The organism is Martelella sp. NC20 (assembly GCF_013459645.1).
Taxonomy (GTDB): domain Bacteria; phylum Pseudomonadota; class Alphaproteobacteria; order Rhizobiales; family Rhizobiaceae; genus Martelella.
Window position 1 is genome coordinate 1467514 of record NZ_CP054861.1, and the last position, 24442, is coordinate 1491955.

Annotated in this window: 22 protein-coding genes and 5 pseudogenes; 12 read left to right on the plus strand and 15 right to left on the minus strand. The window is 60.9% G+C overall.

Annotated elements, in window-relative coordinates:
- Positions 1 to 578: 578 nt before the first annotated feature.
- The 5 genes from HQ843_RS07040 to HQ843_RS07060 form a co-directional block, all read right to left on the minus strand.
- A complete protein-coding gene (locus tag HQ843_RS07040; RefSeq protein WP_180899184.1) occupies positions 579 to 971 on the minus strand; it encodes an ester cyclase in 393 nt (130 codons plus the stop codon).
- A gap of 10 nt (positions 972 to 981) precedes the next feature.
- Entirely contained in the window at positions 982 to 1797 is an 816-nt protein-coding gene (locus HQ843_RS07045; RefSeq protein WP_180899183.1) for an NAD-dependent epimerase/dehydratase family protein, read from the minus strand.
- Positions 1798 to 1801: 4 nt separating this feature from the next.
- Complete coding sequence (locus HQ843_RS07050; RefSeq protein ID WP_180899182.1) at positions 1802 to 2173, minus strand: MarR family winged helix-turn-helix transcriptional regulator; 372 nt, start codon at positions 2171 to 2173, stop codon at positions 1802 to 1804.
- Positions 2174 to 2788: 615 nt separating this feature from the next.
- A complete protein-coding gene (locus HQ843_RS07055; protein WP_371822065.1) occupies positions 2789 to 3388 on the minus strand; it encodes an NIPSNAP family protein in 600 nt (199 codons plus the stop codon).
- A gap of 3 nt (positions 3389 to 3391) precedes the next feature.
- Positions 3392 to 3646: a YciI family protein gene (locus tag HQ843_RS07060; RefSeq protein ID WP_180899181.1), complete on the minus strand. Its 255-nt coding sequence runs from the start codon at positions 3644 to 3646 to the stop codon at positions 3392 to 3394.
- Between the two features lie 20 nt (positions 3647 to 3666).
- Between HQ843_RS07060 and HQ843_RS07065 the strand changes: the two genes are divergently transcribed.
- The 3 genes from HQ843_RS07065 to HQ843_RS07075 are packed head-to-tail and all read left to right on the plus strand — an operon-like array spanning position 3667 to position 5977.
- On the plus strand, positions 3667 to 4044 hold the full coding sequence (locus tag HQ843_RS07065) for a hypothetical protein (protein WP_180899180.1): 378 nt from the start codon (positions 3667 to 3669) through the stop codon (positions 4042 to 4044).
- Between the two features lie 11 nt (positions 4045 to 4055).
- Positions 4056 to 5180 carry a DUF2169 family type VI secretion system accessory protein gene (locus HQ843_RS07070; RefSeq protein WP_180899179.1) on the plus strand — a complete coding sequence of 375 codons (1125 nt, stop codon included), beginning with the start codon at positions 4056 to 4058 and terminating at the stop codon, positions 5178 to 5180.
- Positions 5177 to 5977 (plus strand): DUF4150 domain-containing protein, encoded by an 801-nt coding sequence (locus tag HQ843_RS07075; protein ID WP_180899178.1) that lies wholly within the window; start codon positions 5177 to 5179, stop codon positions 5975 to 5977. The genes HQ843_RS07070 and HQ843_RS07075 overlap by 4 nt, the downstream gene beginning before the upstream one ends.
- Here the strand turns inward: HQ843_RS07075 and HQ843_RS07080 are convergent.
- Positions 5883 to 6493 (minus strand): annotated as a pseudogene (locus HQ843_RS07080) (transposase family protein); the annotation flags it as partial. The gene HQ843_RS07075 and the pseudogene HQ843_RS07080 overlap by 95 nt on opposite strands.
- A gap of 60 nt (positions 6494 to 6553) precedes the next feature.
- On the opposite strand from HQ843_RS07080, the pseudogene HQ843_RS07085 reads away from it, so the two are divergent.
- The 7 genes and pseudogenes from HQ843_RS07085 to HQ843_RS07115 all read left to right on the plus strand — a co-directional run.
- Positions 6554 to 6706: pseudogene (locus tag HQ843_RS07085) on the plus strand (IS5/IS1182 family transposase); the annotation flags it as partial.
- A 234-nt stretch (positions 6707 to 6940) separates the two neighbouring features.
- Positions 6941 to 9385, plus strand: coding sequence for a beta strand repeat-containing protein (locus HQ843_RS07090; protein ID WP_180903436.1), 2445 nt, complete (start codon positions 6941 to 6943; stop codon positions 9383 to 9385).
- Positions 9386 to 9538: 153 nt separating this feature from the next.
- Positions 9539 to 9787 (plus strand): annotated as a pseudogene (locus HQ843_RS07095) (IS6 family transposase); the annotation flags it as partial.
- A gap of 534 nt (positions 9788 to 10321) precedes the next feature.
- Positions 10322 to 10836 (plus strand): annotated as a pseudogene (locus HQ843_RS07100) (reverse transcriptase domain-containing protein); the annotation flags it as partial.
- Between the two features lie 284 nt (positions 10837 to 11120).
- Positions 11121 to 11747, plus strand: a complete 627-nt coding sequence (locus HQ843_RS07105; protein WP_371824618.1) for a group II intron maturase-specific domain-containing protein — start codon at positions 11121 to 11123, stop codon at positions 11745 to 11747.
- A gap of 62 nt (positions 11748 to 11809) precedes the next feature.
- Positions 11810 to 11917, plus strand: a pseudogene (locus HQ843_RS07110) (DDE-type integrase/transposase/recombinase); the annotation flags it as partial.
- Between the two features lie 16 nt (positions 11918 to 11933).
- Entirely contained in the window at positions 11934 to 12371 is a 438-nt protein-coding gene (locus HQ843_RS07115) for a bestrophin-like domain (protein WP_180899175.1), read from the plus strand.
- A gap of 87 nt (positions 12372 to 12458) precedes the next feature.
- Here the strand turns inward: HQ843_RS07115 and HQ843_RS29370 are convergent, their stop codons facing one another.
- The gene (locus HQ843_RS29370; protein ID WP_246710401.1) at positions 12459 to 12593 is read right to left on the minus strand and encodes a hypothetical protein; all 135 of its coding nucleotides are present in this window, start codon (positions 12591 to 12593) and stop codon (positions 12459 to 12461) included.
- 19 nt (positions 12594 to 12612) lie between these two features.
- Here HQ843_RS29370 and HQ843_RS07125 point away from each other — a divergent pair, with 19 nt between their 5' ends.
- Positions 12613 to 13062, plus strand: a complete 450-nt coding sequence (locus tag HQ843_RS07125) for an ATP-binding cassette domain-containing protein (protein ID WP_246710297.1) — start codon at positions 12613 to 12615, stop codon at positions 13060 to 13062.
- A gap of 361 nt (positions 13063 to 13423) precedes the next feature.
- On the opposite strand, the gene HQ843_RS07130 is transcribed toward HQ843_RS07125, so the two are convergent.
- The 8 genes from HQ843_RS07130 to HQ843_RS07165 form a co-directional block, all read right to left on the minus strand.
- Complete coding sequence (locus HQ843_RS07130; RefSeq protein ID WP_180899174.1) at positions 13424 to 14527, minus strand: ABC transporter ATP-binding protein; 1104 nt, start codon at positions 14525 to 14527, stop codon at positions 13424 to 13426.
- 2 nt (positions 14528 to 14529) lie between these two features.
- Positions 14530 to 16464 (minus strand): glycoside hydrolase family 127 protein, encoded by a 1935-nt coding sequence (locus tag HQ843_RS07135; RefSeq protein ID WP_180899173.1) that lies wholly within the window; start codon positions 16462 to 16464, stop codon positions 14530 to 14532.
- Between the two features lie 26 nt (positions 16465 to 16490).
- On the minus strand, positions 16491 to 17381 hold the full coding sequence (locus HQ843_RS07140) for a carbohydrate ABC transporter permease (protein WP_246710298.1): 891 nt from the start codon (positions 17379 to 17381) through the stop codon (positions 16491 to 16493).
- On the minus strand, positions 17378 to 18319 hold the full coding sequence (locus HQ843_RS07145; RefSeq protein ID WP_180899172.1) for a carbohydrate ABC transporter permease: 942 nt from the start codon (positions 18317 to 18319) through the stop codon (positions 17378 to 17380). Before HQ843_RS07145 ends, HQ843_RS07140 begins: the two co-directional genes overlap by 4 nt.
- Positions 18320 to 18405: 86 nt before the next feature.
- Positions 18406 to 19659 (minus strand): ABC transporter substrate-binding protein, encoded by a 1254-nt coding sequence (locus HQ843_RS07150; RefSeq protein WP_180899171.1) that lies wholly within the window; start codon positions 19657 to 19659, stop codon positions 18406 to 18408.
- Between the two features lie 127 nt (positions 19660 to 19786).
- A complete protein-coding gene (locus HQ843_RS07155) occupies positions 19787 to 20833 on the minus strand; it encodes a LacI family DNA-binding transcriptional regulator (RefSeq protein WP_210275242.1) in 1047 nt (348 codons plus the stop codon).
- Between the two features lie 197 nt (positions 20834 to 21030).
- Positions 21031 to 22407 carry an MFS transporter gene (locus HQ843_RS07160; RefSeq protein WP_371824614.1) on the minus strand — a complete coding sequence of 459 codons (1377 nt, stop codon included), beginning with the start codon at positions 22405 to 22407 and terminating at the stop codon, positions 21031 to 21033.
- Positions 22295 to 23332, minus strand: coding sequence for an aldo/keto reductase (locus tag HQ843_RS07165; RefSeq protein ID WP_180899169.1), 1038 nt, complete (start codon positions 23330 to 23332; stop codon positions 22295 to 22297). Before HQ843_RS07165 ends, HQ843_RS07160 begins: the two co-directional genes overlap by 113 nt.
- A gap of 192 nt (positions 23333 to 23524) precedes the next feature.
- Here HQ843_RS07165 and HQ843_RS07170 point away from each other — a divergent pair, with 192 nt between their 5' ends.
- On the plus strand, positions 23525 to 24430 hold the full coding sequence (locus HQ843_RS07170) for a LysR family transcriptional regulator (RefSeq protein ID WP_180899168.1): 906 nt from the start codon (positions 23525 to 23527) through the stop codon (positions 24428 to 24430).
- Positions 24431 to 24442 lie beyond the last annotated feature (12 nt).

Here is a 24442-nt window from a genome sequence, read left to right on the forward strand (position 1 = left end):
ATGACGCTGAACAACTACACGATCCAGAGCGAGGCGGCGGGCATCGCCGGCACCAGCTTCCTCTGCCGGGGCGCCAACGAGCCGTTCACTGTCCGCGACGGTCGCCTGATCACCGGTCAGCAGCAATACAGCAGCGCGATCACCGCGGAGCTAGTGATGGAAGCTCTCGACGAATTTTAGCCGTGTGGCGCAGGCCGGTCGTGGTTGGCCGCTCGGACGCCGCTCGGATGGCAACCCAAGGCGGCATTAGAGGGCTATAGCGTAGACGTAGTGCTCATCTTCATCGGGTGTGGCCCGCCATACGCCGCCGATGGCCCTCCATGGCGCGATATTGCCGCCGATTACCGCACGCCACCGTGCGGTATAATGAACCGCCGTTTCCGCGCTATTGTTCGATACTTGCCCGCCCGGGCAGGGAGTGCGGCGTCTTTCGACCCAATCGCGGTCATTCACGCCCCACTGAGGCCATGGCAGCTTCTCGGCCTGAGCAGTCGGTCGACGTAGCTCGGGATGGCCTGGCGCAGTGTGATGTGGCGCGTCGATCCCAAGGCCGGAGAGGAGCTCTCACGCAGCCGCTGTCACGCCCCAAGCTGGGCTTCAATCGCCGCTTTGTCCACAATCGACCACACTTGGACGATGCAGCCCCGATCGAAACGATAGAAGACATTCTCGTAAAAGATCACGCGGAGACCATTGATCGGCAGGTCAAAGAACGATCCGATTGGCCTGCAATCAAACTTCAAACGGCTGCCGATCTGCGGCGGTTGAACGACCAGCAAGTCCGTTTCGAAACGCAGATCGGGAATGTCTCGGACGTTCCGCTCGAGCATACCCCGGTAGCCGGCCAACCCGAGTTCACGGCCATTATGCGCAACATCGCTGTCGACAAATTCGCCCAGTTTCGTCCAGTCGCGCTCGTTGAGGCAGGCGATATAGTCGCGGTAGATGAGGGGCAGCCTGGCTTCTTCCACTAGGCTATCCTCACATCATTCCTTGCTCTGCGGCCTGATGAACCGTCCTCACGGTCGGCCGGAAACCAAGGCTCCGCGCTAGCGATGCATCGACATGGAGATACCAGGGATTTTGCATTGCCTCTGCCGACGGTTCCATTTGGTGGCCCACAAGTCCTACCAGTTCATACACCGTCGTCGGCGCTTCATCGGATATGTTAACGATCCGGCCATCGAAGGCGCCTGCCAGCGCCAATCTCGTCGCCGTCGCAATATCGCGATGATGTATCGTGCTCATCCGATTGGCGGGATGGAAGCCGGAGGCGACCAGATGCTTTGGCAGCATCTCCAGGTGGCCGTCCCCGTCGCCATAAACGAACGGGAACCGCAAGATCGACCAGTTCAAGCCACTCTCGCGCAGCAGTTTTTCGGCTGCGACCTTGCTGGCGGGGTAGGCTTGTTCCGGCTCGACGCTATCCGTCTCCTGGCCGGGCTGGGTGGAGTTCCTGTTATAGACATTCGACGTGCTCGCCATGATGAAGCGAGCGTCAGGTGCATCAGCTTGCACGGCGGCGATCAGATTGCGGGTGCCCTCCAGGTTACTCCTCCAGATCAAATCCGTATCCGGGCTGCGAAAGACGGCGGCCAGGTGCACAATCGCCGAAACACCCCGAACAGCTTCCGACAGCGTCGAAGGGTCGAGAATATCGCCAGTCACGGCCGTTGCGCCCGGGGGGCAGGTTTTCCCTGTCCGCAGCAGCAGCCGGCAATCAAGGCCTGCTTCCACCAACCGCGGAACAAGCCGCTCGCCGACAAGACCTGTCGCTCCAGTTATCAGGATTGTCATGAGCTCATGCCCTTCGTGAGAGGGTCTGTAGCCGCTCGGTCGCCAAACGAAGGACGCGGATCGTCGTGGCCAGATCCGTCTCGGCAATGCCGTCAAAAGCAGCCTGGTGAATAAACGAGAGGTCCGGAAGATCGCGCCACAGGGCCTCACCCGAACTCGTGAGTGTCAGAAGACGCTGGCGCTGGTCTTCTCCATCCGAGGTCTGCTGGACCAGACCTTTGCGAACGAGCGTGGCGATGATGCCGCTCAATGTCGCCCGTTCCAGCTCAAGCGCCCGCCCGAGATCGCGCTGCACCGTCGGACCGGAATTTGCGAGATGCCAGAGAACGTACCACTGCGTCGAACCCAGATCGTATGGTCGCAGTGTCGCGTCCATCAGGGCCCGCCCCGCAAAGTAGCATCGCTTTGTCCATGCCCCCACTGTCAGATGTTCGTCCTGCATGCCGCGCGGGCCCTTTTTAGTTCGTTCGCTACCTTGCAATTATCGCAAGGTAGCGAACGAATGTCAAGGACCGGCCGATACCTACAATCTGTTGCTCATGGCTTGCGCAAAACGATTGGCTTTGAGTTCGATCTCAGGACGCCCTTCGAAGCCGGAGCATCATCGTTCTGCGCCCACGAATTGCTTCCGTGGCGCTGTCCCCACGGTGATCTAAAGCTTCTCCGATTTCCGCTCCTACAACCTGAAGGCAATGATTGTCGGGACAAGCGTCACCACCGAAAGTCCGCTTCGAGGGCGCCAAGCTGACGTTGCCAGCTCCCTACCGGACGGACAGCTATCCACCAGACCAAGTTCATTCGGCAACTGGCAGAACCGCTGGTACAAGCTCCGAAAGTCACGTCGTGCGGCGTTAGAGGTCTACAGCGTAGACATAGTGTGCTCATCATCGTCGGGCGTGGCCCGCCAAACCCCGTCGATTGCCCTCTATAGTGCGATATAGCCGCCGACTGCCGCCGCCGCATCACCACCAAGAGTATAGCTCACTCGCCCTCAGGCAGTGCAATGACCGAAATCGCCTCGATGATGTTTTCCGGGCCGCCCTTCGGCGGCCAGATTCCCGCGGAGTAGGCGGCGGTCCGCAACGCTGCGCGCTGTGCGAGGCTGTCGAACCCCCCAGACGTGGGTGATCCGGGGCGACCCATCGAGCGCATACATGTTGATCATCAGGTGTGCCGTGTAGTCCCGGGCCGGCGCGATCGCGGCTTCCCAGCCGGCGAGCGTCGGCGGAAGACCGCCTGGCTTTAGCTTGTAGGTACGGAACTCGTAGACCGCATCATGGGCGGCGGCTCGCGCCGGCGGCAGGAAGGGAAAGGGGCTGTAGCTGTCCATCTCCAGCGCTGTTACCACGCCGCCGGCGTTGAACGGATTGGCACTCGATAGCGCGCGATGCCGCTCCCGTCGCAGGGCGCCGGCATCATCGAAGCGGCGCAAGATCAGCATGCGTCCGAGTGGGCCAATCTCCGTGCGCCAGCAACCCAAGAGGGTGCCGGCGGCATCGGGCATCGAGATCCAGACCCGCGCAGCCTTCGCAACCTCCGAGGCAGAGAGAAGTGGAAACGCCAGTGTCGTGAGTTCATAGAATTCGCGCATCGGTCAGACCTCCATCGGCAAAGGCGCTGGTAGCCCGGGCAGATGCCCGGAGGGCTCCGCCGCGAAAGCACCGAAGAGCGGGTCCCATTCGGTGATCGTCACGTTCTCGATGAGACCCGCGACGGCGAACGGATCCGCTGCCACGAGCGCCTCGACTTTGGCGCGATCGGGAACGGTGAAAATCAGAAAGCCGGATCGGATCCTCGGCCACCGGCATCGATGCGATCGGCGCATTCGCAAGTGCGCTGGCTGCGGCAAGTGCGTTATCCGAGGGCGCGGTGCTTGGCGGCAATGCCGCCTTCAAGGGCGCCGGCAACCACTTCATGCAGGCGGGCGGCGAACAGCAGGCCACAGCCGCTGCGGCCGGCGATATCTTGTCATCGGCAATGCCGCTTTCCGGCGTTCTGGCAACGCTTGTCGAAAAATTCCAGTCCACCACCGTCGGCCTGGCTTCGACCGAACAGATCGGCGCCTACAAGAACACCTCCGTCGGCCACACCCACACCATCAATGTCGGAGAGGAGCTGATCATCAAGGTCGGTAAATCCCGGCTGATCATGGACAAGGAAGGCAATGTCACGATCACCGGCACCAAATTCAACTTCACCGCCTCCGGCCATGTGCAGATCAATGGCAAGGTCGTGGACCTGAACTGAGGGAGGAGGTCATGCTGGACAGGAACACGACCGGCTTCGCGGCCATCGGTTTCGAACAGACCCATCGCGACGGCGGCCCGATGGGCGTAGTCGCGGTTCGCGGCTGCTACGACCTCAGTGCCGACGGCAGCCTGACGCTCGCGCCGACGCAAGAACTGGTGCTGGCGGATGAATATGAAGGCGACCCCCAGGCCAGACCGCTCATTCGATGTTCTGATCTGGTCCCGTTTCGCCCGAAAGCCGATATCACGGTTTTGACCCGGACCTATCCGCGCGCGGCCGACACCGCGACTGGCTGGAAAACCGGGGTCAAGCTCGGCGACCACGCCTATGTGATCGATGTGACCGGCGATCGCCGCTGGTCGTTTTCGGAATCCGGCGGCTGGCAGCTTGCTCCGCCGAACAGTCTGTCGCGCACGCTGGTCGATTACCGGATCGCCGCCAGCGACACGGTCGAAGGCGCACCGCCGGACGATAGCATTCCGGACAACCCGCTTGGCGCGCGCCGGCTCGAAGCCCGATACCTCGACCAGGAAAAGACCTGGCCCCACCCCATGCTGTTTTCCGCCAGCGATACGCAAGGCCGGGAGGCGATGGATGCGCGCCACGAGGTTGCCGGCTTCGCTCCCGTCCCGCCCTTCTGGCGTCTGCGCCAGCAATATGCGGGCACCTATGGCAAGGCGTGGCTGGAAAACCGTCATCCGCGCCTGCCGGAGGATTTTGACTACGCCTTTTATCAATACGCCAATCCGCGCCTCATCTATCCGGGTTATCTGAAAGGCGATGAGGAGGTGTTTCTGGCGGCGGTACTGCCCGGCGGCAGGAACCTGGTCTTCAACCTTCCGGGTGTCCGGCCGGTGGCGCATTACCAGTGGATCGACGACCGCGAAGTGTTCGTCCGGCTGAACTGTGATGGCGTCCATGTCGATACCCGCGAAGAGCCCTTCACCGTCGCCATCACCTGGCGGGCCTGGCTGCCGGTCTGCCCGCAATTCTTCAAGATCGACCTCTTCGCCGGATCGCTCGATGAAGCCCGGACATATCCGGTTTCCACCCTCCACGGGCTTGAGGGCACGGAAGAACCTGAAGCGGCAGTCGCCAGCGGCGAACAATCGGAAGCGGGAGGCGCAACATGAGCATCCCGCGCGAACTCTCCCGCGATACCGGCGAAGGCATTCTGGTCTCGACTTCGCCGGATGTGTGCCTGACGCCGGTGGGCGGCACCAGGGTGCCGATCCCCTATACGATCGTCGCGAAACAGGCCGATGACGCCAATACCTGCCCGACCGTGCGCGCCACCGGAAAGCGCGTCCACACCATGGGCTCGATTATCACATCCTGCTCGGGCGACGAACCCGGCACGGCCAAGGGGATCAAATCCGGCACGGTGGGCGATGTCTGCCATCCGAAGGAACATTCGGCCACAGTGCGCGCAGGCGGCAAACCGGTCATCCGCCACGATGACGTCTGGTATATGAACAACCGCAATACTGTCGGCAAGCTCGCCTATGTCAAGGACACATCCATCGCTCCGCCGACCCCACCGGTTGCGGCCATGCAGACGACGCCGGTGGTTTCCGTGGCGTCAGCGGCCACTCTGGCCGCACCGGCTGTTGGTGCTGCGGGCGAAGCAGCGGCTGGCGCAGCGGCGCGGTGGCTGGCCGCATCGGCCATCGGCGCGCTGGATGCGGCGGCGATGATCGCGGGGGCCGGTTTCGCCGCTGCCGTGGGCACGTTTTTCTATCCGAAGACAATGGGCGACGAAACGCCGTTCGAATTCGGAAACATGGCGGCGGCGGGCGCGATACCGGGCGAGACCGCCGGCACGGCGGAAATCGAATGGAAGGACGGTCACGCAGCCACTTGGCCGCACTCTCGACGCTACGGTCATCCAGTATGTCGACAACCGAGCGGTGCTCCAGGTCGACCATGATGGTTCCGTAGCTCGTCGCCCGACGCCAACTCCAATCATCGATACCGACCACCCGTATCTCGGAATTGCGTTGAGCAACCACGGCATCCCGCTTCAACTGCCGCAGGATGGTGTCATCACTGACCGGGATGCCGAGCCTCTGCATCAACCGCTCGCCAGGACGGCCGCCGGCGCGATGGCCGAGCAGGCCGACAATCTCTCCGACCCTTCTCGTCCGACTCGCGTATGGGTCAGCTACCGTCGGCAGTCGGTCGGTGAATGTTCGTCATGGGCATTCCCGATGTGCACATCGCCAGCGGCTCAGCAGGAGCTTCACCGTCACCGGCTTGCTCTGGACCGGCAGATTCTGGAGGTTGCGGCGGGCCCAACCATGCCGACTTCGGCTTCGCCGGCCACAATCGGGGCAGATGCCGATCGCGGATCCAGCAGCGGAAACAACCCACCCGTCGTCAACAGTGAGCGTGACACCCAGAATCCTAACCTCTGGGCGGGCGACCATTTCGATTTCTTTTGCATGCCCGCCCATAGCGACATCGTCGCTAACAGCCGATGAATCACACAAAGTGAGGGAGAACCTATAAAGGTGTCATTGGCCTGCGTTTGCGGGCTCGCTCATTCCTTGCTCAGCAGACAGAGACTGTGATCGGCGTCGCCATTCTTAACCGAATGCTCGCCTGTGGACGCCCGAAATCCGTTCGTTGTCGACCCTCTGCGGCAGCACCCAACTAGGCAGGTCCATCAAAGACGGAGCTCCACACATTTGCTGATCCCCGCACCAACGCTCCGGTTAACGGAAAAACTTTGCGACAAGCCCCATCGGAGATATGCGCTTTGCCGGATGGCGGGTGGTGTATTTCAGCATCACTACTTTAACGAGTTACAATAAAAAATACAATGTAAGATTGTACTTGATTGCGTTTTAATGCTCCACTCCTTCGGGTACTGCTTTCCGGAGGACAAGAGATGCAGACGATAAAGCGTTGGAAGGACCGTGGCACGCGACACGGCGGCAAGAGCATGCTGCTGGCATCGGCGGCGCTCACGGTCATGATGATGAACGCCGGATTGGCCAAGGCCGATAACGAATGCGGCAGCGGATCGCCGGTCTTTTGCAAGGCCAGCAGCTACGGCAACATCACCTATCCGGATGGCGGCGTGGTGTTGCTCGAAAACAGCGACATGATCGTCACCGGGAACATCACGATCGGTTCTCTTTCAAACAGCGGCGGCCAAGCATTTTTCTCGGCCTCGCTATACCGGTCGATCAGCGGTGCCATCAACGTCTCAGCGCCAACAGACGGCGCTGTGATCGGGATCAACACGCCGAGTATCACCGGTGTGCCGGCGATAACGGGGCCGATCGCGGCAACCGCAGCCGGAACGGGAGATGCCTCGATCACGATCCATCAGGATGTCTGGGTGCGGAGCGCGATGTCCTCGCGTGCAGTGGCCTCCTATCAGAAGAATTCTGGTGATGCGGTTGTCACGATCGAAGCAGGTGCCTTTATCGATCAAGTCGGAGATTCGCTTGCCGTTTTGACGGAGAATATAGGTTCCGGCAACGCGGTCGTGAACATCAATGGCGGCACGATCCGCAATGAGGGAGGAGCCATCGTCCGGGCGGACAATCAAGGTATCGGCAACACGAGCATCACGCTTGCCTCAGGAAGAATTGTCGGAGCTGGCGCAAATAGCGTCGGTTTGGAAGCTCACGCCACGAGCGACGGCTCGACCGCGTCTGTGATCGTCACGAGCGGAACGATCGAAAATACTGCGGAGGCAATCGACGTTTACCATCGCGATGGCGACGGGACGGCTCTGGTTTCGATCGATGAAACCACAGGGGAAACGAAAATTGATGGGGAAATATATATCGATGCGACAGTAACCCAATTCAAACTTTTCGACGGCGACCTCTCCACAACGATTCCGGGAGGATTTGAAGGTGTCGTTATTCTCGACAGCGCCGTAGCCACAGCAGACTTGATGGGAGGAACGATTACAACATTCAAGGACTCTGCCTCCGCAGCAGTTTATCTCACCAATTCGGACTACAACGAAGACCCAGATATGTTGGAAGCAAACTTGATAGGAACCAAGATCAACATATCAGGTAACGGAGGTGCCGCTTTTTTTCTCGACGTTTTCGACAACGACAGGAATTCTCAAGTAAATATTTCCGGAGGCAGCATAAGGGATCAGGGAGCGACCTCCCGCACCCAAGCCGTCACATTTGAACCCGACGGGCTAAACGATACATTCGGATTTGATATGTCCGGGGGCCTCATTCAGCTGGATGCTCAGGATGCCGTCGGTGTCCTGGTAACAACCGGCGCGGGCACAAACTATGAATTCGATCTATCAGGCGGTGAGATATCGATAGACAAGGGCACGGTAATATTTATCGATGTGCCTATTGACAACCTCGACAGCCTGAACGGTGCGATATCCGTGTCCGTCGCGATCGGCGAAAAGATGACCGCTTCTGGTGGGAAAGCGCTGCTGGATAACTGGAACACGAGCGAGGACACGGTGATTGATTTCACCACCTCAGGCACTGTTGCCGGCGATATCTTTGGGGGAGCGGGCAAGATCAATTTCGCCTGGACCGGGGGCACCTTCAAAAATAATTTCTACGGCCAGAGGGGCGATGATACAGCCACACTGTCGGGGATTTACTTTGGAAGCACGCCAATCAACAATGTTTTTGATGGTGGCGAGGCCGACGATGGCCAGGATACCCAGGCCGACATCGATACAATCAGCTTTACCAAAGGCCTCACCGCGACACGTCTCAATGCTGAGAACATCTTGAACTGGGAGAAACTTTCCGTCGAAAACGCCGCGATCGGCTTCACTGGAAGTCAACTGGTCCTGGATGGCTATTCTTCCGGAAACAGCAACGACCTGGGCGATTTCACGATTGGAACATCGTCTGCTGTAACCCTTGAAACTTCGATTCAAATTTCGGCGAATATGACGATTTCCAACGCACTCTCGATTCTAGGGGACAGTGCTCCAGAAATTTCCGGTAATTTTCAAAACGACGGCTCAATCCGGATGAATGATGGTACCGCGCGCGGCAGCTTGAAAATCGGCGGAGATTATTCCGCTGGTTCCAGCCAGTCCCCTGGATATGGAACACTTTCCGTAAATGTTGATTTGGCGGGCGGTATGAGCGATCAGGTTATCATCCAGGGCACGATCAGCGGACGCACCAAGGTCGTGCTCAACAAAATCATGGATGCACCAATGCCTGAAGATGGCATACTGATTGTCAAGGCACCTGAGAATTCCCCGTCCTACGCGTTTTCAGGCAGCCTGATTTCCGGGGCGAACACCTACCATATTGGGTTTCGAAATACCTCGGGCAATGGCATGCCTTCCGGCTATTATCTTATGCCATAGCCATCCAAAAAATTAGAAGCCTTGAAATACGTACCCGTTTCCCGCGTTTTGAGGTGGCTCGGTTTGTCTGGACAGCTTCGGGCGTTTCGTTGGTATTATCACGTTATCTGTCTTACAGGTGCCTGCGTTTCGGGTTGAGCGTAAATTCCGGAGATGCAGACACCCGATATCAACTTCAAGCGTCACCGTTTTCCGCCGCAAATCGTTTCATATGCCGTCTGGCTTTACCTGCGGTTCAATCTGAGCCTGCGTGAAGTTCAGGAAATGCTGCTCGAGCGTGGGATCGACATTTCCTATGAGACGGTCCGCCGCTGGATCGCCGAATTCGGAGCTCAGATCGCCTACACCTTGCGGCGGCGACAGGCGCACCCTGGCGATATTTGGTATCTGGACGAGGGTGTACCGCGAGGCACCCACAGGAATGTGGGAGCCGAGCTGCACGGAAGATGAGGGTATGGCCCCTCGAAACCGACCGTCAGGGATAGGTTTCAAACCACTGCAAGCTGCGACGGTAAAGAGCCGCGGTGGTGAGCGTTGCAGAAAAGGTGGGCTTTAGTCCGTCAGGTGAGATTTAGAGAGACGAGCGCAAGCGAACCGCTGATGACGTGTCGAAAAGTGCAAGATGATGTCGAAACCGGGAGGAACTCGTTAGCCCGGGACGAGTCTGGGGGGCGACCTGGTTTTCTGCCCAGGCGGCATCCGGCATGAAGGCGGCGTGACTCTTAACCAGGCTTTCGTGTGGAACGCGGGAACCTGTCGCTCCGATGTTAAGGGAAAAGCCCAAGCAGGTGGTCCCTGCGAGGGTGAAATTACCGAAGCGGGGGCACAGGGGCGGAGCAGCCCGTAGTCGTGCTGAAGGTCCTGTAATGGGGCTAGAGCGAAGGGGTTGCGTTGTTCAGCTCTGGAGCGAGGACAACCGGTGACGGGGGGATCCTCGTGGATAGAGCAAAGCCGTATGCGATTCCGAAAAGGGAGGTGTGGGAAGCCTATAAGAGGGTTAGAGCCAACCAGGGAGCGGCTGGTATTGACGGCCAAACGATTGCGGACTTTGAGGCTGATCTTACGAACAACCTGTACAAGCTCTGGAATCGGCTGGCGTCGGGCCGCTACTTTCCGCCGCTGGTGCGGCGGGTCGACATACCCAAGAGCGATGGGAAGACGCGCCCGCTGGGCATACCTACGGTCGCCGATCGCATTGCGCAGATGGTGGTCAAACGCCATCTGGAACCAACGGTGGAGCCCAAATTCCATCAGGATTCCTATGGATATCGGCCCGGCAAGCCGGCACTCGACGTGCCGGCGTGGCACGGCAGCGATGCTGGCGTTACGATTGGGTTCTTGATCTCGATATCAAGGCTTTCTTCGATAGCATCGAACCGGACCTGCTGATGCGGGCTGTGCGCAAGCACACCGATTGCGCGTGGGTGCTTTTATACATCGAACGATGGCTAGTGGAGTGAATTTGACATTTGAGTCCCGTTTCAGCGACCTCGTACATCAAATGCCAAATTCTAAAATTCCACTAGAAAACATATACTTGCTAGTGGTTCCCATGATTCCAGCATTTGCTGATGAGGTCGCAGCGAGGGGAACCAAAAGTTGGAATCGAACCACTAGAGGCGCCAGTGCAGATGCCGGACGGAAGTCTCGTCGCCAGAGAACGAGGAACGCCACAAGGCGGGGTGATCAGCCCCTCTTGGCAAACCTCTTTCTTCACTATGCGTTTGACATGTGGATGTGTCGGAATTTCCCGGACATTCCGTTTGAGCGCTATGCTGATGACGCGATCTGTCACTGTAGAAGTGAGAGGCAAGCGATGGCGCTTCAGGAAGCTTTGGAGGCTCGTTTTACTGACTGTGGGCTGACGCTTCATCCTGAGAAGACCAAAATCGTCTACTGCAAGGATGAAAGTCGACGAGGTCCTCACCCGCTCTACAAGTTCGACTTTCTCGGCAACACTTTCCGGCCGGGTCTGGTGAGCAAGAGGGCCGGGGGCATGGGTGTTGCATTCAGTCCTGCGGCCAGTTCGACGGCGCTCAAGGCAATACGGGGCACCATCCTCCGTAGATGGTCCTTGCACCTTCGCAGTGACAAGGCTCTCGATGATCTGGCACGGATGTTCAACTCACACATCCGCGGCTGGATCAATTACTATGGTCGGTTCTGTCCTTCTCCTCTCCAACCTACTCTCTGGAGCATCGAACGATACTTGGCTCGATGGGCTTCGGGAAAGTACAAGTCCTTGCGTGGGCACAAGCGCAGATCCCGGCATTGGCTTTTGCGCATCGCGCAACGCCAATCTCGACGGTTCGCACATTGGCCACTGCTTCATGGACACGGCCGAACAATGGGAGCCGGATGATGCGAGAGTATCACGTCCGGTTCTGAGAGAGCGTGGGGGTGAAATTCCCCCGCGCCACTCGCGTCGTCGTTTCGATCGGCGGCAAGAAGCACTGGCTCTGGCGCGCCGTCGATCAGGACGGTTTCGTTCTCGACGTTCTGGTGCAAAGCCGCCGAGGTCCTGAACAGGCCTGACCTTGAAGTAGCGATGGAGTTCTATCGCGAAAAGGTAATCTCGGACGAATGGGGAGCCAACGGAAACCTTCATCCGGCGGCTTCGGTCGAGCAGGCTCTTCAGAAAATACGTGTCATCATCATGGATATCGCTGAGGGCGATGCACCTGCTCCGATCATCAATCAGACCGTTTCCATTTTCAATGACCTGCAGGAAACACGCGATGTGCGCCTCGCCATCGCCAGCACGACCGTCAATCAGTATAAATGGTATATGCTGCTGACGCTGACGATCTTGACATCGATCACGATCGCGGTGACCCACGCAGACAGAACACGCGCGGGGAGTATAGCGATATTCCTTTATGTACTTGCAGCAACAACAAGCCTCTGGCTGCTGACGGTTCACGCAAGCCCCTATGCCGGTATCGAGACGATAGAGCCAAGCGGGCTGTATCTGAATTTAACCTGACGCTGGAACGTACTTGGGCGCGCGTTGGGCTGCTAGCAGTTTACGCGGATGAATATCATTTCGACGGGGTCGAAGGTTCGTATCCCATCAAGAGCCGGGATAGTGAGCAGAGCCCGGCGGAAGGTCTCCGGTTGCTTCGGCTGCCAGCAGAGCCATGGCCGCATTGAAATCGAGGCCGAAGGTGAGCGGGGTCGCGATCGCAACGCCGGTCGTGGCCCTCAGCCCCGGCGAGGCGCCGAAGATGAAGCCGACGATCGACCCGATCACCCGCGTTCGCCTGCAGGATGAGTTCCGCCAGATCCTGAAGAAGGTCAGCAAGACCGTGGTCATGGTCACGCATGATCTCGACGAGGCGATCAAGATGGGGGACCGGATCGCGATTATGCGCGACGGCAAGCTTTTGCAATACGATACGCCAGCCGAAATTCTGGCCCGGCCCGCCAATGATTTCGTCCGCGACTGCCTCGGCCAGGACCGCCACATCAAGCGCCTCAGCCTGATCGAGGTCCATACCGTGATGTCGCCGCCGTCGGTTGCCGGCTGCGGCACGGAAATCGGCCGCGATGAAAGCCTGCACACCGCGCTCGCCCTGATCCTCGGCGCGGACCTGCCGGGCGTCGATGTCGTCGACGCAGCCGGCCAGCGCATCGGCTATCTTGCCCGCGACACGGTGTTCGCCGCGCAGGCATAGATCCCCGCATGATCCGGCATGGGGATGCCCAGTGGCGAGATGGATCCGACCAATGTCCGGGCAAGCCGACGGACCCGGGGCGCGAGCGGTGGCGATGCACCCTCCTCAAGACGGACCGTTACCGGACCGGGGACGATCTCGACGCGAAAAATCGCTTTGTCAGGCGTCAGAGCGCCCCCTGTGCGTCCGGACGACGCTCTATCTATTTGTTTTGACGCATTTTCGCGGACGTCAGGTGACCCAACCTGACTGCGAAATGCTCTAGAGTCTGTCAGGTTCAAATCGAACCAGACAGACTCTAGATTTATTGTTTTCGTTTGTCTTTTCGGGAAAACCGGATTCCACTTTTCCCTGACAAACTCTAGCGGATCCGCTGCTCGCCTGCATTGAAGATGCACATGGCCTCAGGGTCGGCCGTCAGGTGGAGAACCGTGCCGGGTCTTGCGATCGCCGAACGGTCGACCTCCACGGTGCAGCTGGTTTCGCCGATGACGCCGTAAAGATAGCTCGCACCGCCGAGAAACTCCGAGAAGTCGACCCTGAACGGCACGGAAGGTTGCCCCTCCCGCGCAATCTTCCAGTGTTCGGGACGGATGCCGATCGTGATCCGGTCCCCGTCGCCGGGCCTGTCCCCGAGAGCGGGCAGCGCCAGCGCGGCACTGGCCACCTCCACCCCCGAACCCTTTGCGATGCCCGGCAGGAAGTTCATCTTCGGCGATCCGATAAAGCCGCCGACGAACATATTGTCCGGATCATCGTAAAGGGCCGCGGGAGAACCGACCTGCTCAATACGGCCGCCGCGCAGAACCACGATCTTGTCTGCCAGCGTCATCGCCTCGGTCTGGTCGTGGGTCACATAGATCATCGTATTGCCGAGTTCCCGGTGCAGCCGGGCGATCTCGATCCGCATGCCGGCCCTGAGTTCCGCATCGAGGTTCGAGAGCGGCTCGTCGAACAGAAAGATTTCCGGATCACGCACGATCGCGCGTCCAATGGCGACGCGCTGGCGCTGGCCACCGGAAAGCTGGGCCGGACGGCGATCAAGATATTCCGTGAGTTTCAGAATGTCGGCCGCCTGCCGCACCTTGCTCTCCACCTCGGCCCTGGGCCGGCCGGCCACCTTGAGGCCGAACCCCATATTCTGCTCCACGCTCATATGCGGATAAAGCGCATAGGTCTGGAACACCATCGCTATGCCGCGATCCGACGGGTCCTCATCGGTGACATCCGTGCCGGAAATCAGCACATCGCCGCTGGTCACCTCTTCCAGCCCGGCGATCAGGCGCAGCAATGTCGACTTGCCGCACCCCGAAGGCCCGACGAAGACGACGAACTCGCCCCCTTCTATTTCGAGATCGACATCATGGATAACCTGAACTGCGCCAAACGATTTCGAAACCCGCCGAAGCGTCAGGCCGGAAGGCGCGCGGTCCTGTTTGAGGCTCTGCAATTCGCTCATCGCCATCTTCAAGCCTCCCTGCGCAGCCAGACCAGCATTTCGCCCGGTGCGCGGTTGTCCCAGAGATAATAGGGGATCGCATTCAGTGTCGCCGGTGCGCGCATGGGCGGCGTTGTCACGTAGAGCGCGTCGTCGGGCCGGCTCTCGGCTATGGCCTCGATCGCGAGGCCGACGGCTTCCGGCAGGCCATCGATATCGGACATGCGGATCGAAGCGCCATCCCTGACGACATAGGCGTTCAGAGGCGCCGTGTTGTCGGTTTCCTCCACGCAATAGACCAACGGGCCGCGCAGGATCGCGGTTCGGCCCTGGTCGGGCGCGACCTTCGGGTTCGCGTAGAGCATTTCGGCCTCCATGGCGAGATCGAGCTTCACCGCGTCGCCGGCCGACCATTGCCGTCTGATCCTGAGGTAGCCCTTTTCGGGGCTCGCTGCCAGGGTTTCGCCATTGACCGACACCGCAAAGCCCTTCGCCCATCCCGGAACTCGCAGCGACAAGGTGAATTCAACGGGCGTTTCCGGCGTCAGCGTAACGGCGATCTCGCCGTCGCGCGGATACTGCGTTTCCTGCCGGAGAGCGACCCTGGCGCCGGCCACCTCAACCTCGGCGGCGTTTTCGCAATAGAGATGCAGCGCCAGCTCATCTTCCGCGACACCGTAAAAATAGGTTCCGATCGACGCCAGCAACCGCGAAATGTTCGGCGGGCAGCAGGGGCAGCGATGCCAGCGCCAGCGGTGATGCGCGCCGTAGCTTTCCAGCGGATTGTCGTAGAAGAAGCGGGTCCCGTCCCGGGAAATGCCGGACAGCGCCCCGTTATAGAGCGCGCGTTCCATCACATCGGCAAAACGGGCATCCGGCGCGCGCCCGAGCATGCGGCTTGACCAGAAGACGAGCGCGACCGCCGCGCAGGTCTCGGCATAGGCCGTCTGGTTCGGAAGGTCATAGTCGAAGGTCAGGCCCTCATTGGCTTTGGACGGTCCGAAGCCGCCGGTCACGTAGAGGTTTCTGTCGGTCAGATGCGACCAAAGCGCCTCAAGCGCAGGATCGAGGCTGTCGTCGGAAAACTCGGTCGCGACATCGGCCATGCCGGCATAGAGATAGGCGGCGCGGACGGCGTGGCCGACCACTTCGCGCTGCTCGCGCACCGGCTTGTGGGCCTGGCAGTATTCCAGCGTTCCGAAGTGGAAGGCGTCCGGCGTCTCGCCGCGCGCCTCGGCCTCGACCTCAAAATAAAGCGGCGCCTGACCGCGTTCATCGACGAGGTATCTGGCAAGATCGAGATAATTTTGTTCGCCGGTCACCCGGCCGAGCTTGACCAGCGCCAGTTCGAGTTCCGGATGCCCCGGATAGCCGCGCTTCCGGCCCTCGCCGAGCCCGAACGTCCGTTCGATGCAATCGGCATAGCGGCACATGATGTCGAGGAATTTGCGCTTGCCGGTGGCATGATAATAGGCGATCGCGCCTTCGATCAAATGGCCGGCATTATAGAGTTCGTGGCGATCGCGCAGATTGGTCCAGCGCTGTCCCGGCTGGATGCGCAGATACCAGGAATTGAGGTAGCCATCCTCTGCCTGGAGACGGCCATAGGCATCGATCACGGCATCGACGCGGGCTTCGAGTTCCCCATCGCGGCGGCGGTAGAGCGCGTAGGCCGCCGTCTCGATGCTCTTGCCGAAATCGGAATCCCAGAACATCTGGGTCGTGACCGTATTGCCGTGGTCGAAGGGGATCACGATGCCCGGATTGGGGACGTCGGGATCGACCTGCTCCAGCATCCGCGCCTCGATGCAGCGATCGAACAGAAGCTTTGCCGTGGTCGTCGCGATCACGTCGACATGCGGTCCGAAGAAACCGCCGACCTCGACCTGATTGACCGCCAGCGGCCTGAATTTCGATTTCGGCCGAAGCGCGTCGGCAGTCCTGAAGGGTTGGGCTTCGTTCATGGTTCTGTCCTTTCGGAAATTCTGAATTACTTGACCGCGCCGGCCGTCAGGCCGCGAATGTAGGAGCGCTGGAGAACGAGGAAGAGGATCATGCAGGGGATCATCATCACGGTGACGCCGGCCTGTACCGCGCCCCAGTCGACCGAGCCGTAGCGGCCGTAGCGCACGGCGGTCATCAAAACGGGAAGCGTGAATTTCGACTGGTCCGTCAAAAGCACCAAGGCCGCCAGAAACTCGTTCCAGGCGTTCAGGAAGGCAAACAGCCCGACCGTGACGACGCCGGGCAGCACCAGCGGTCCCATGACCTGCACGAGCATGCGCACGCCCTTGACGCCATCCATGCGCGCGGCTTCCTCGATCTCCTTCGGCACGGCATCGAAGGCATTGCGCATCATGAAGACCGAGAAGGGCAATTGCAGCGTCGAATAGATCAGGACGAGGCCGATCAGCGTGTTCTGCAAACCCATTTTCGCAAGCAGCAGAAACAGCGGCGTCAGGATCGACTGGAACGGGATCATCATCGTCGAAAGAACCAGCACGAAGGCCAGGCCCTTCATCGGGAAGCGGTAGCGCGAAAACCCGTAGCCGGCGAGAATGGCGACGACGATCGTGAGCGCTGACGTGCCGAGCGCCACGAACAGCGAGTTGCCCGAATAATGCAGCACCGATTGGCCGAAATTTTCGAGCCGCTCATAGCTTGCGATGCTGAAACCCTCCGTCGGCCACGGCGGCAGCGGCGGCCTGGCGCTTTCGGCCGGCGAGCGGAAGCTTGCAAGCACGACCCAGACCAGCGGCGCCAGAAACAGCAGGGCCACCAGCGTTGCTGTCGCGTGGAAGATCGCCCGGTGATAGCGGAACCGGCCCCGCCGGGTGGCGGGTGCGACTGTCTGCGAACGGGACAAGGCGGCGGGGGTCATTTCTCCCTCCTGTCGCTCAGAAGCGTCAGCTGCACCACGCTGAGCGCCAGGAGGATGAGGAGCAGCACCATGGAAAGGGCCGCGCCATAGCCGAGGCGGAAGGAGATGAAGCTTTCATTGAAGATCTTGTAGACGGCGGTCACGGTCTGGTTCTGGGGGCCGCCGTTGAGGATGATATAGAATTGGTCAAAGGCCAGCATCGACCCTGAAATGCAGAGGATCAGCGCCAGGGCGAACGGTTTGCGGATCAGCGGCATGGTGATGTAGCGGAAACGCTGCAGCCATTTGGCGCCGTCGATCCGGGCGGCCTCCTGATAGTCGGCCGGGATCGACTGAAGTCCGCTCATCAAGATCACCATGAAGAAGCCGGCCATCTTCCAGACCACCATGGCGATCACCGACCAGAAGGCAGGCGTGAAGTTCGCGAGAATATTCACGCGCCCCTCGGTCAGCCCGAGATCCTGCGCGAGCGGGGAGAACAGGCCGGTATCGACATTCGACAGCCAGACCCAGAGCAGGGCCGCCGAGGCAAAGCCGGTCACAACCGGCAGAAAATAGATGGTTCTGTAGGCTGAAACCGCGCGTCCCTGCCCCTGAACGACGAAGGCCAGCGCCAAGGCAACGCCCAGCAGCGCCACCGTCACCACAACGGTATATTCGATCGTGAACCAGAGCGACGACCAGAAGCTCTTGTCGAAGACAAGCCTCTCGTAATTGTCGAGGCCGATAAAGCGCGGCACGCCCATGAGCGGCCATTTGTGCAGCGACATCCACACCGTCATGCCGAGCGGTACAAGGAAGAAGACGGTCACCAGGGCAAGTGCGGGAAGAACGTAGAGCAGGCCGGTCCATTGCGAGGATCGGCGCCGTCGCCGGCGCGCGGGTTTCGTCCGCGCCGCTGCGGTCGCCGCGTCATCGGGTATTGTGCTGTCGGACATGGCTGGTTCCTCATGCAACAAGATATCGGGCAACGTCTGCCGGCCGATGCGGCCGGCAGTCCTTTCAATGCGTGCGGTATGAAGTCTCAGCGCGAGGCGTCGATGATCGCCTGCATCTCTTGCTGCGCCTCGGCCATGGCCTCGTCGACCTCTTCTTCGCTGCCGGCGTAGAAGGCCTTGTTGAGCATGGTGACCCAGGGACCGTTGCGCGAGTTGATCAGGTCGTTGAAGACCGGGCTGTAAGGCGTTCTGCCCTTCGCCATCGCCTTCGCGGCGATCAGATACCGCGCATCGAGGCCTTCAAGCGCCTGTTCGGCGACATCGTCCCGCACCGGCAGGGAGCCGTTCTGCGCCAGGATCTTCTGTCCGTCCGGCGAATAGGCGAATTCGATGAAGGCCTGGATCGCCGGCATTTTCGAGTCCGCCGTTTTTGCCGACACGACGATATTGTCGCCGCCGGCAAAAGACGACCAGTCGCCATCCTTGCCCGGCAGATAGGTGACGCCGTATTCAAGATCCGGATACTGGTTGTTGAGCGCGCCGATCGCGAACGAACCGGACGGCGTGATGCCGATATTGCCGCCGGCGAACGCGGCAAAGAAGTTGGAGCCGGCGTCGGTCTGCGATCCGGCCGGAACCAGGCCTTCCTGAACCATGCCGCGATAGAACGCGATCGCCTCCTTCATCTGCGGCGTTTCGACGGTCGCCTTCGCGCCTTCATCCTCGAACAGAACCCCGCCTGATGCCCAGACCAGCGGCGTGAAGGTGAAGATGTTGCAGCCACCGCAATTGCCGGAGAAGTAGAACCCGTAGGTATCATCCCCCAGCGCCGAGACGGCTTCGGCGTCTGCACGGATATCGGCCCATGTTTCCGGCGCCTTGTCCGGATCGAGGCCCGCTTGCCTGAACAGGTTCTTGTTCCAGACCAGAACCGAGGCATCGGCCGAGAACGGCATGCCATAGATCTTGCCGTCATAGGTGCCGACCGACAGATGCGCCTTCGACAGGCTGTCGTAATAGGGCAGCGATTGCGCAAACGCAGTCAGATCCTTCAACTGCCCGGCCTGCGCGAAGGACGGCGTGTAGATCAGGTCGAGCGAAAGCGCATCGGGTTGCGAGCCGCCGGCGGCGGCGATCGCATATTTCTGCACCAGTTCATTGACCGGCACGATCTGAAGTTCGGCCTTGTCCTCGCCCATGGCGTTGAAGGCCTCGACCAGTTTCGGCATGAACTCCGAACCATCGGAGCGCACCCAGAGCGAAAACGTCTCGGCCTGGGCAAGGCCCGGCAGCGCGATCGCGGCGATGGCGACGCCGCCGAGAAAAGTCTTGATATTCATTCCCGTTACCTCCCGTTTTGGTGTCATCCGTTGATGCAAATGCATTGCGCCAACGTTTGCGCAAACAGCGCATTTCCTCCCCTTCCATCTGGCTCTTCAGCGTGAAGGGATCAGTTCCGGCGCAAATTCAAACGCTGTTTGCGCCGCAGGACTCACGAATGACAAGCTGGCAGGGCGTCTCCCGAACACCCGGTTCCACCGGCTTGCCGTCGATGAGATCGAGCAGCGCCAGGCCGGCGCTGCGTCCGAGGCCCGCAAGCCCCATATCAATTGTTGTGAGCGGCGGGCGCGTTGCCTGGGCAAACACTTCCCAGTTGTCAAAGCCGACAACCGCCACATCCTGAGGCACCCGCACGCCGGCAAGCGTGAAGGCATCAATCACGCCGCGCGCGATCTGGTCGTTGCCGCAAAAAATCGCATCGGGGACTGCGCCGTCGTCGATCATCGCGTGGGCGGTCGTAAATCCATGCGCTTCCGTCCAGGCGGAAAAGACAGCCGGGCCATGCGGCGCCAGCCCGGCTTCCCGAAGCGCCGCGCGCCAGCCCGCTTCTCTCAGACGCGCAGCCTTGAAATCCTTCGGCCCGGTGATATGCGCGATCCGGTAGCGCCCGAGACCGATGAGATGGCGAACGGCAGCACGGGCCGCATTCTCGTCATCGGGAACGAAGCTCACCGCACCATCGGGCGCGGCGGCATAGACATAGACCACAGGCATGCCGAGCGGCGGCAGATCGATCGGCAGGCCACGATCGATGCGCTTGCCGGTGATGATCAGACCATCGACACGCTTCTCCTCCATCGCTCTCAGATTGAGGATCAGGCTTTCAGGTTCGTATTCACCGGCGCTCAGAAACACGGAAACGCCGCGATCGGCCATTGCCGAGGACAGGCCGGAGGCCAATGGCAGGGTGAAACGGCCATAGGTGTCGTTCGTCAGAAGACCAAGCGTGAAGGAGCGCTGCTGGACCAGACCGCGCGCAATCGAATTCGGACGGTAATCAAGCTCGGCGGCAACGGCGCGGACGCGCTCCCGGGTTACCTCCGACATGCGGCCGGTTCCGTTGAGGGCGCGCGATGCGGTCGTCACACTGACATTCGCCCCGGCCGCAACGTCGCGGATCGTGCTGCGCTGGTACACGCCTGCCGATTGCAGCTTTGCCGCCCTGTCCGTCACCGATGATCCTCCCATTGTGCAATCGATACTACATGAACAAACGTTTGTTCACGTCTGGTTTATCGTTTGCGCAACGAGATAATCTCACTTCATCGGCAAATCGTCAATCCGGTTTTCATGACAATTTCATGCGGCGGAAACACGACGGGCCGCCGCACACAATGCGACAGCCCGTCCGGCTTGTTTGCGCTTGATGCCTATTGGCCGACCCCTTCGGGGCAGGCCGCAGCGCCTTCGGTCCCGCTGCCATCAACCGCGACCGCGGCGTTTCCCTGCCGGAAGACAAGCGCAAGCACGAGGCCGGCAATCGCCGTCGCCGCGCCCGCGAGCGCCACGGCCCGATAGCCGAGACCGACGTCGATCACCGCGCCGCCAAGCGCCGCGCCGATCGCATTGCCGAGATTGAAGGCGCCGATATTCATCGCCGAGGCGAGATTGGGCGCATCGGATGCCTCCTGAACCACACGGGTCTGCAGCGGCGGCACCAGCGCGAAGCTTGCGACGCCCCAGAGAAAGATCAGTGGCGCGGCAACAACCGCCGATCCCATGCCGAGCGCGAACAGGACCAGAAACACCACGACCGCGGCCAGCGAGACGATCAGCGTGCCATCCAGCGAGCGATCGGCAAACCGCCCGCCGACCACATTGCCGACGGCCAGTCCGAGGCCGTAGATGACCAGCATCGCCGTCACGAAGGTCGCGCCGGCGCCGGTTTCGATCTGCAGGATCGGCGCGATATAGGTGAACACCGTGAACATGGCGCTCGCGCCAACGACGGTCAGCAGCAAAGCCGTCAGCACCGGCCGCCGGAACAGGACCCTGAGCTCGGAGCGCATGTCGGCCTTCTGCGCAACCCGCATCGGCGGCAGGGAAACCGCAAGCGCCGCCATGGTGACGACGCCGATCGCCGCGATGCCGAAAAACGCCATGCGCCAGCCGATCAGCCCGGCCACCCAGGTGGCGAGCGGCACGCCGCCGATCGTGGCGAGGGTGAGGCCGGAAAACATCGCCGAGACGGCGCCCGCCCGCCTTTCCGGCGGCACGATGCTGGCGGCGACCACCGCGCCGACGCCGAAAAACGCCCCGTGATTGAACGATGTGACGACGCGTCCGACAAGCAGCATGGCATAGCTGTCCGACATCGCGGAAATCAGGTTGCCGACCGTGAAGATCAGCGCCGCCAGCAGAAGAAGGCGCTTTCGCGCCATGCCGGCGAAGGCCAGCGTCATGATCGGCGCACCGATCAGAACGCCGAAAGCGTAAGCGCTGATCAGAAGGCCGGCGGCCGGGATCGAAACACCCAGATCGGAGGCGATCAGCGGCAGCATGCCCATCGGCGAAAACTCGGTGACGCCGATGCCGAACGCGCCGATTGCCAAGGCCAGCAAGGGAGGATTGATTTTCATAATGCGTTGCTTTCGAGGGCTTGGGAGGAACTGGTATTGTGCGGAATGCCGTTCATCAGCCCGCCAGCGGCGGGTTGAGGCCGGCAAAGGCTGCCTGCCGCCGATAGGGAAAATGAGGATAGGGGGCCGGGACGGCGCTTGCGGCATCGAGCCGATCGACCTCAGCATCCGTCAGCGACCAGCCGATGGCGCCCAGATTGTCGCGAAGCTGCGCCTCGTTTCGGGCGCCGATGATGACCGACGAGACCGTCGGCCGCCTGAGAAGCCAGTTGAGCGCCACCTGCGGCACGCTCTTGCCGGTTTCCTCGGCGATCGCGTCGAGCACGTCGACGATCCGGTAGAGATGCTCGTCGTCGACCGGCGGCCCGAAGCTTGCGGTCTCGTGCAGACGGCTGCCTTCCGGGATCGGGCTGCCGCGCCGGATCCTGCCGGTAAGCCGGCCCCAGCCAAGCGGACTCCAGACGATGGCGCCGAGCCCCTGGTCCGCGCCAAGCGGCATCAGATCCCACTCATAGTCCCGGCCGACCAGCGAATAATAGACCTGATTGGCGACGTAGCGCGGCCAGCCATGACGGTCGGCGACGGCCAGTGACTTCATGATCTGCCAGCCGGCAAAATTGGAAACGCCGAGATAGCGCAGCTTTCCATCCCGAACGAGCTGATCAAGCGTCGACAGCACTTCCTCGACCGGCGTGAAGGCGTCGAAGGCGTGAAGCTGCAGGAGATCGATGTAATCCGTATCAAGGCGTTTGAGCGCGTCCTCGACGCCCTTGAGCAGCCGCGCACGCGACGAGCCGCCGTCATTCGGGCCGTCGCCCATCGGCAATGTCATCTTGGTGGAGATCAGTGCCTTGTCGCGGCGCCCTTTCAGGGCGGCGCCGAGCACCGTTTCCGAAGCGCCGTCCGAATAGACATCCGCGGTGTCGAACAGGTTGACGCCTGCTTCCAGACAGATATCGACCAGGCGCTGCGCCTCGGCAACGTCGGAGGTTCCCCAATGACTGAAGAGCGGCCCCGCGCCGCCGAACGTGCCGGCGCCGAAGCTCAAGGCCGGGACCTTGAGCCCCGAACGGCCCAGAAATCGATAGTCCATTGCGTATTCCCTTTACATGAAATGATCCGGCCGACATCGGATACCGCCGTCGAATGCCGCCTCGGGGCCGTCGGTTCACAGACGTATCGAGGCCCCGCCGAATGTTGCGATTGTTGTCGCGAAGTATATGGTTGACTTCAGATGCCTGGGTAGACTGCGCGCGGGACAACCTGTTTTGCATGAGATTCACAAATGGAACTGAACAAGACCGACCGAACGCGCGAGATGAAGGCCTTCATCACGGTTGCGCATGCCGGCAGTCTTTCGGCCGCCGCCCGCGAACTGTGCCTCACGCCGTCTGCGGTCAGCCGCATCATTTCCCGTCTTGAGGAGCGTCTCGGGGTGCGGCTTGTGGTGCGCACGACCCGTAGCCTGCGGCTCACCGCCGAGGGTGGGACATATGTGCGGGCCGCCTGCCGTATTCTCGCGGACATCGACGAGACCGAAGAAGCGCTCGCCGACCGCGCGCGGCCGCGCGGTCAGATCCGCGTCAGCGTCGCCACCGCGCATGGCCGCACGGCGATCGTGCCGCTCCTCGGAGAATTCACCGATCGGTATCCCGACATCATCATCGATGTCGATTCGAACGATGAGGTGGCCGATATCATCGGCGGCCGCGCCGATGTGGCGGTTCGTTTCGGGCCGCTTGCCGACAGCCCGCTCACCGCGCGGCGGCTTGGCGAGACCGGCCGCGTCGTCGTGGCAGCGCCGGCCTATCTCGAGCGCTGCGGGCGACCGGAAAGGCCGGCCGACCTTGAACGTCACAACTGCCTCGATTTCAGCTTCCGACGCATCGAGCCGGGTTGGCCGTTCCGGGAAGACGGGCGCGACTACATTCTGCCGGTCAGCGGCACGATCAAGGCCAATAGCGGCGAAACGCTCGTGCAGCTGGCGCTTCAGGGCGTCGGCATCACGCGGGTCGGCAACTTCCATGTGGACGACCTGATCGAGAGCGGCGCGTTGATCCCGCTCCTCGAAGACTACAATCCGCGCGACCGGGAAAGCATTCACGCCGTTTTCATCGGTGGCGCCGCGATGCCGGCCCGCATCAGGGTTTTCGTCGATTTTCTGGTCGAAAAGCTGAGTGCCGGAAACTGACTGTCGCCAAAG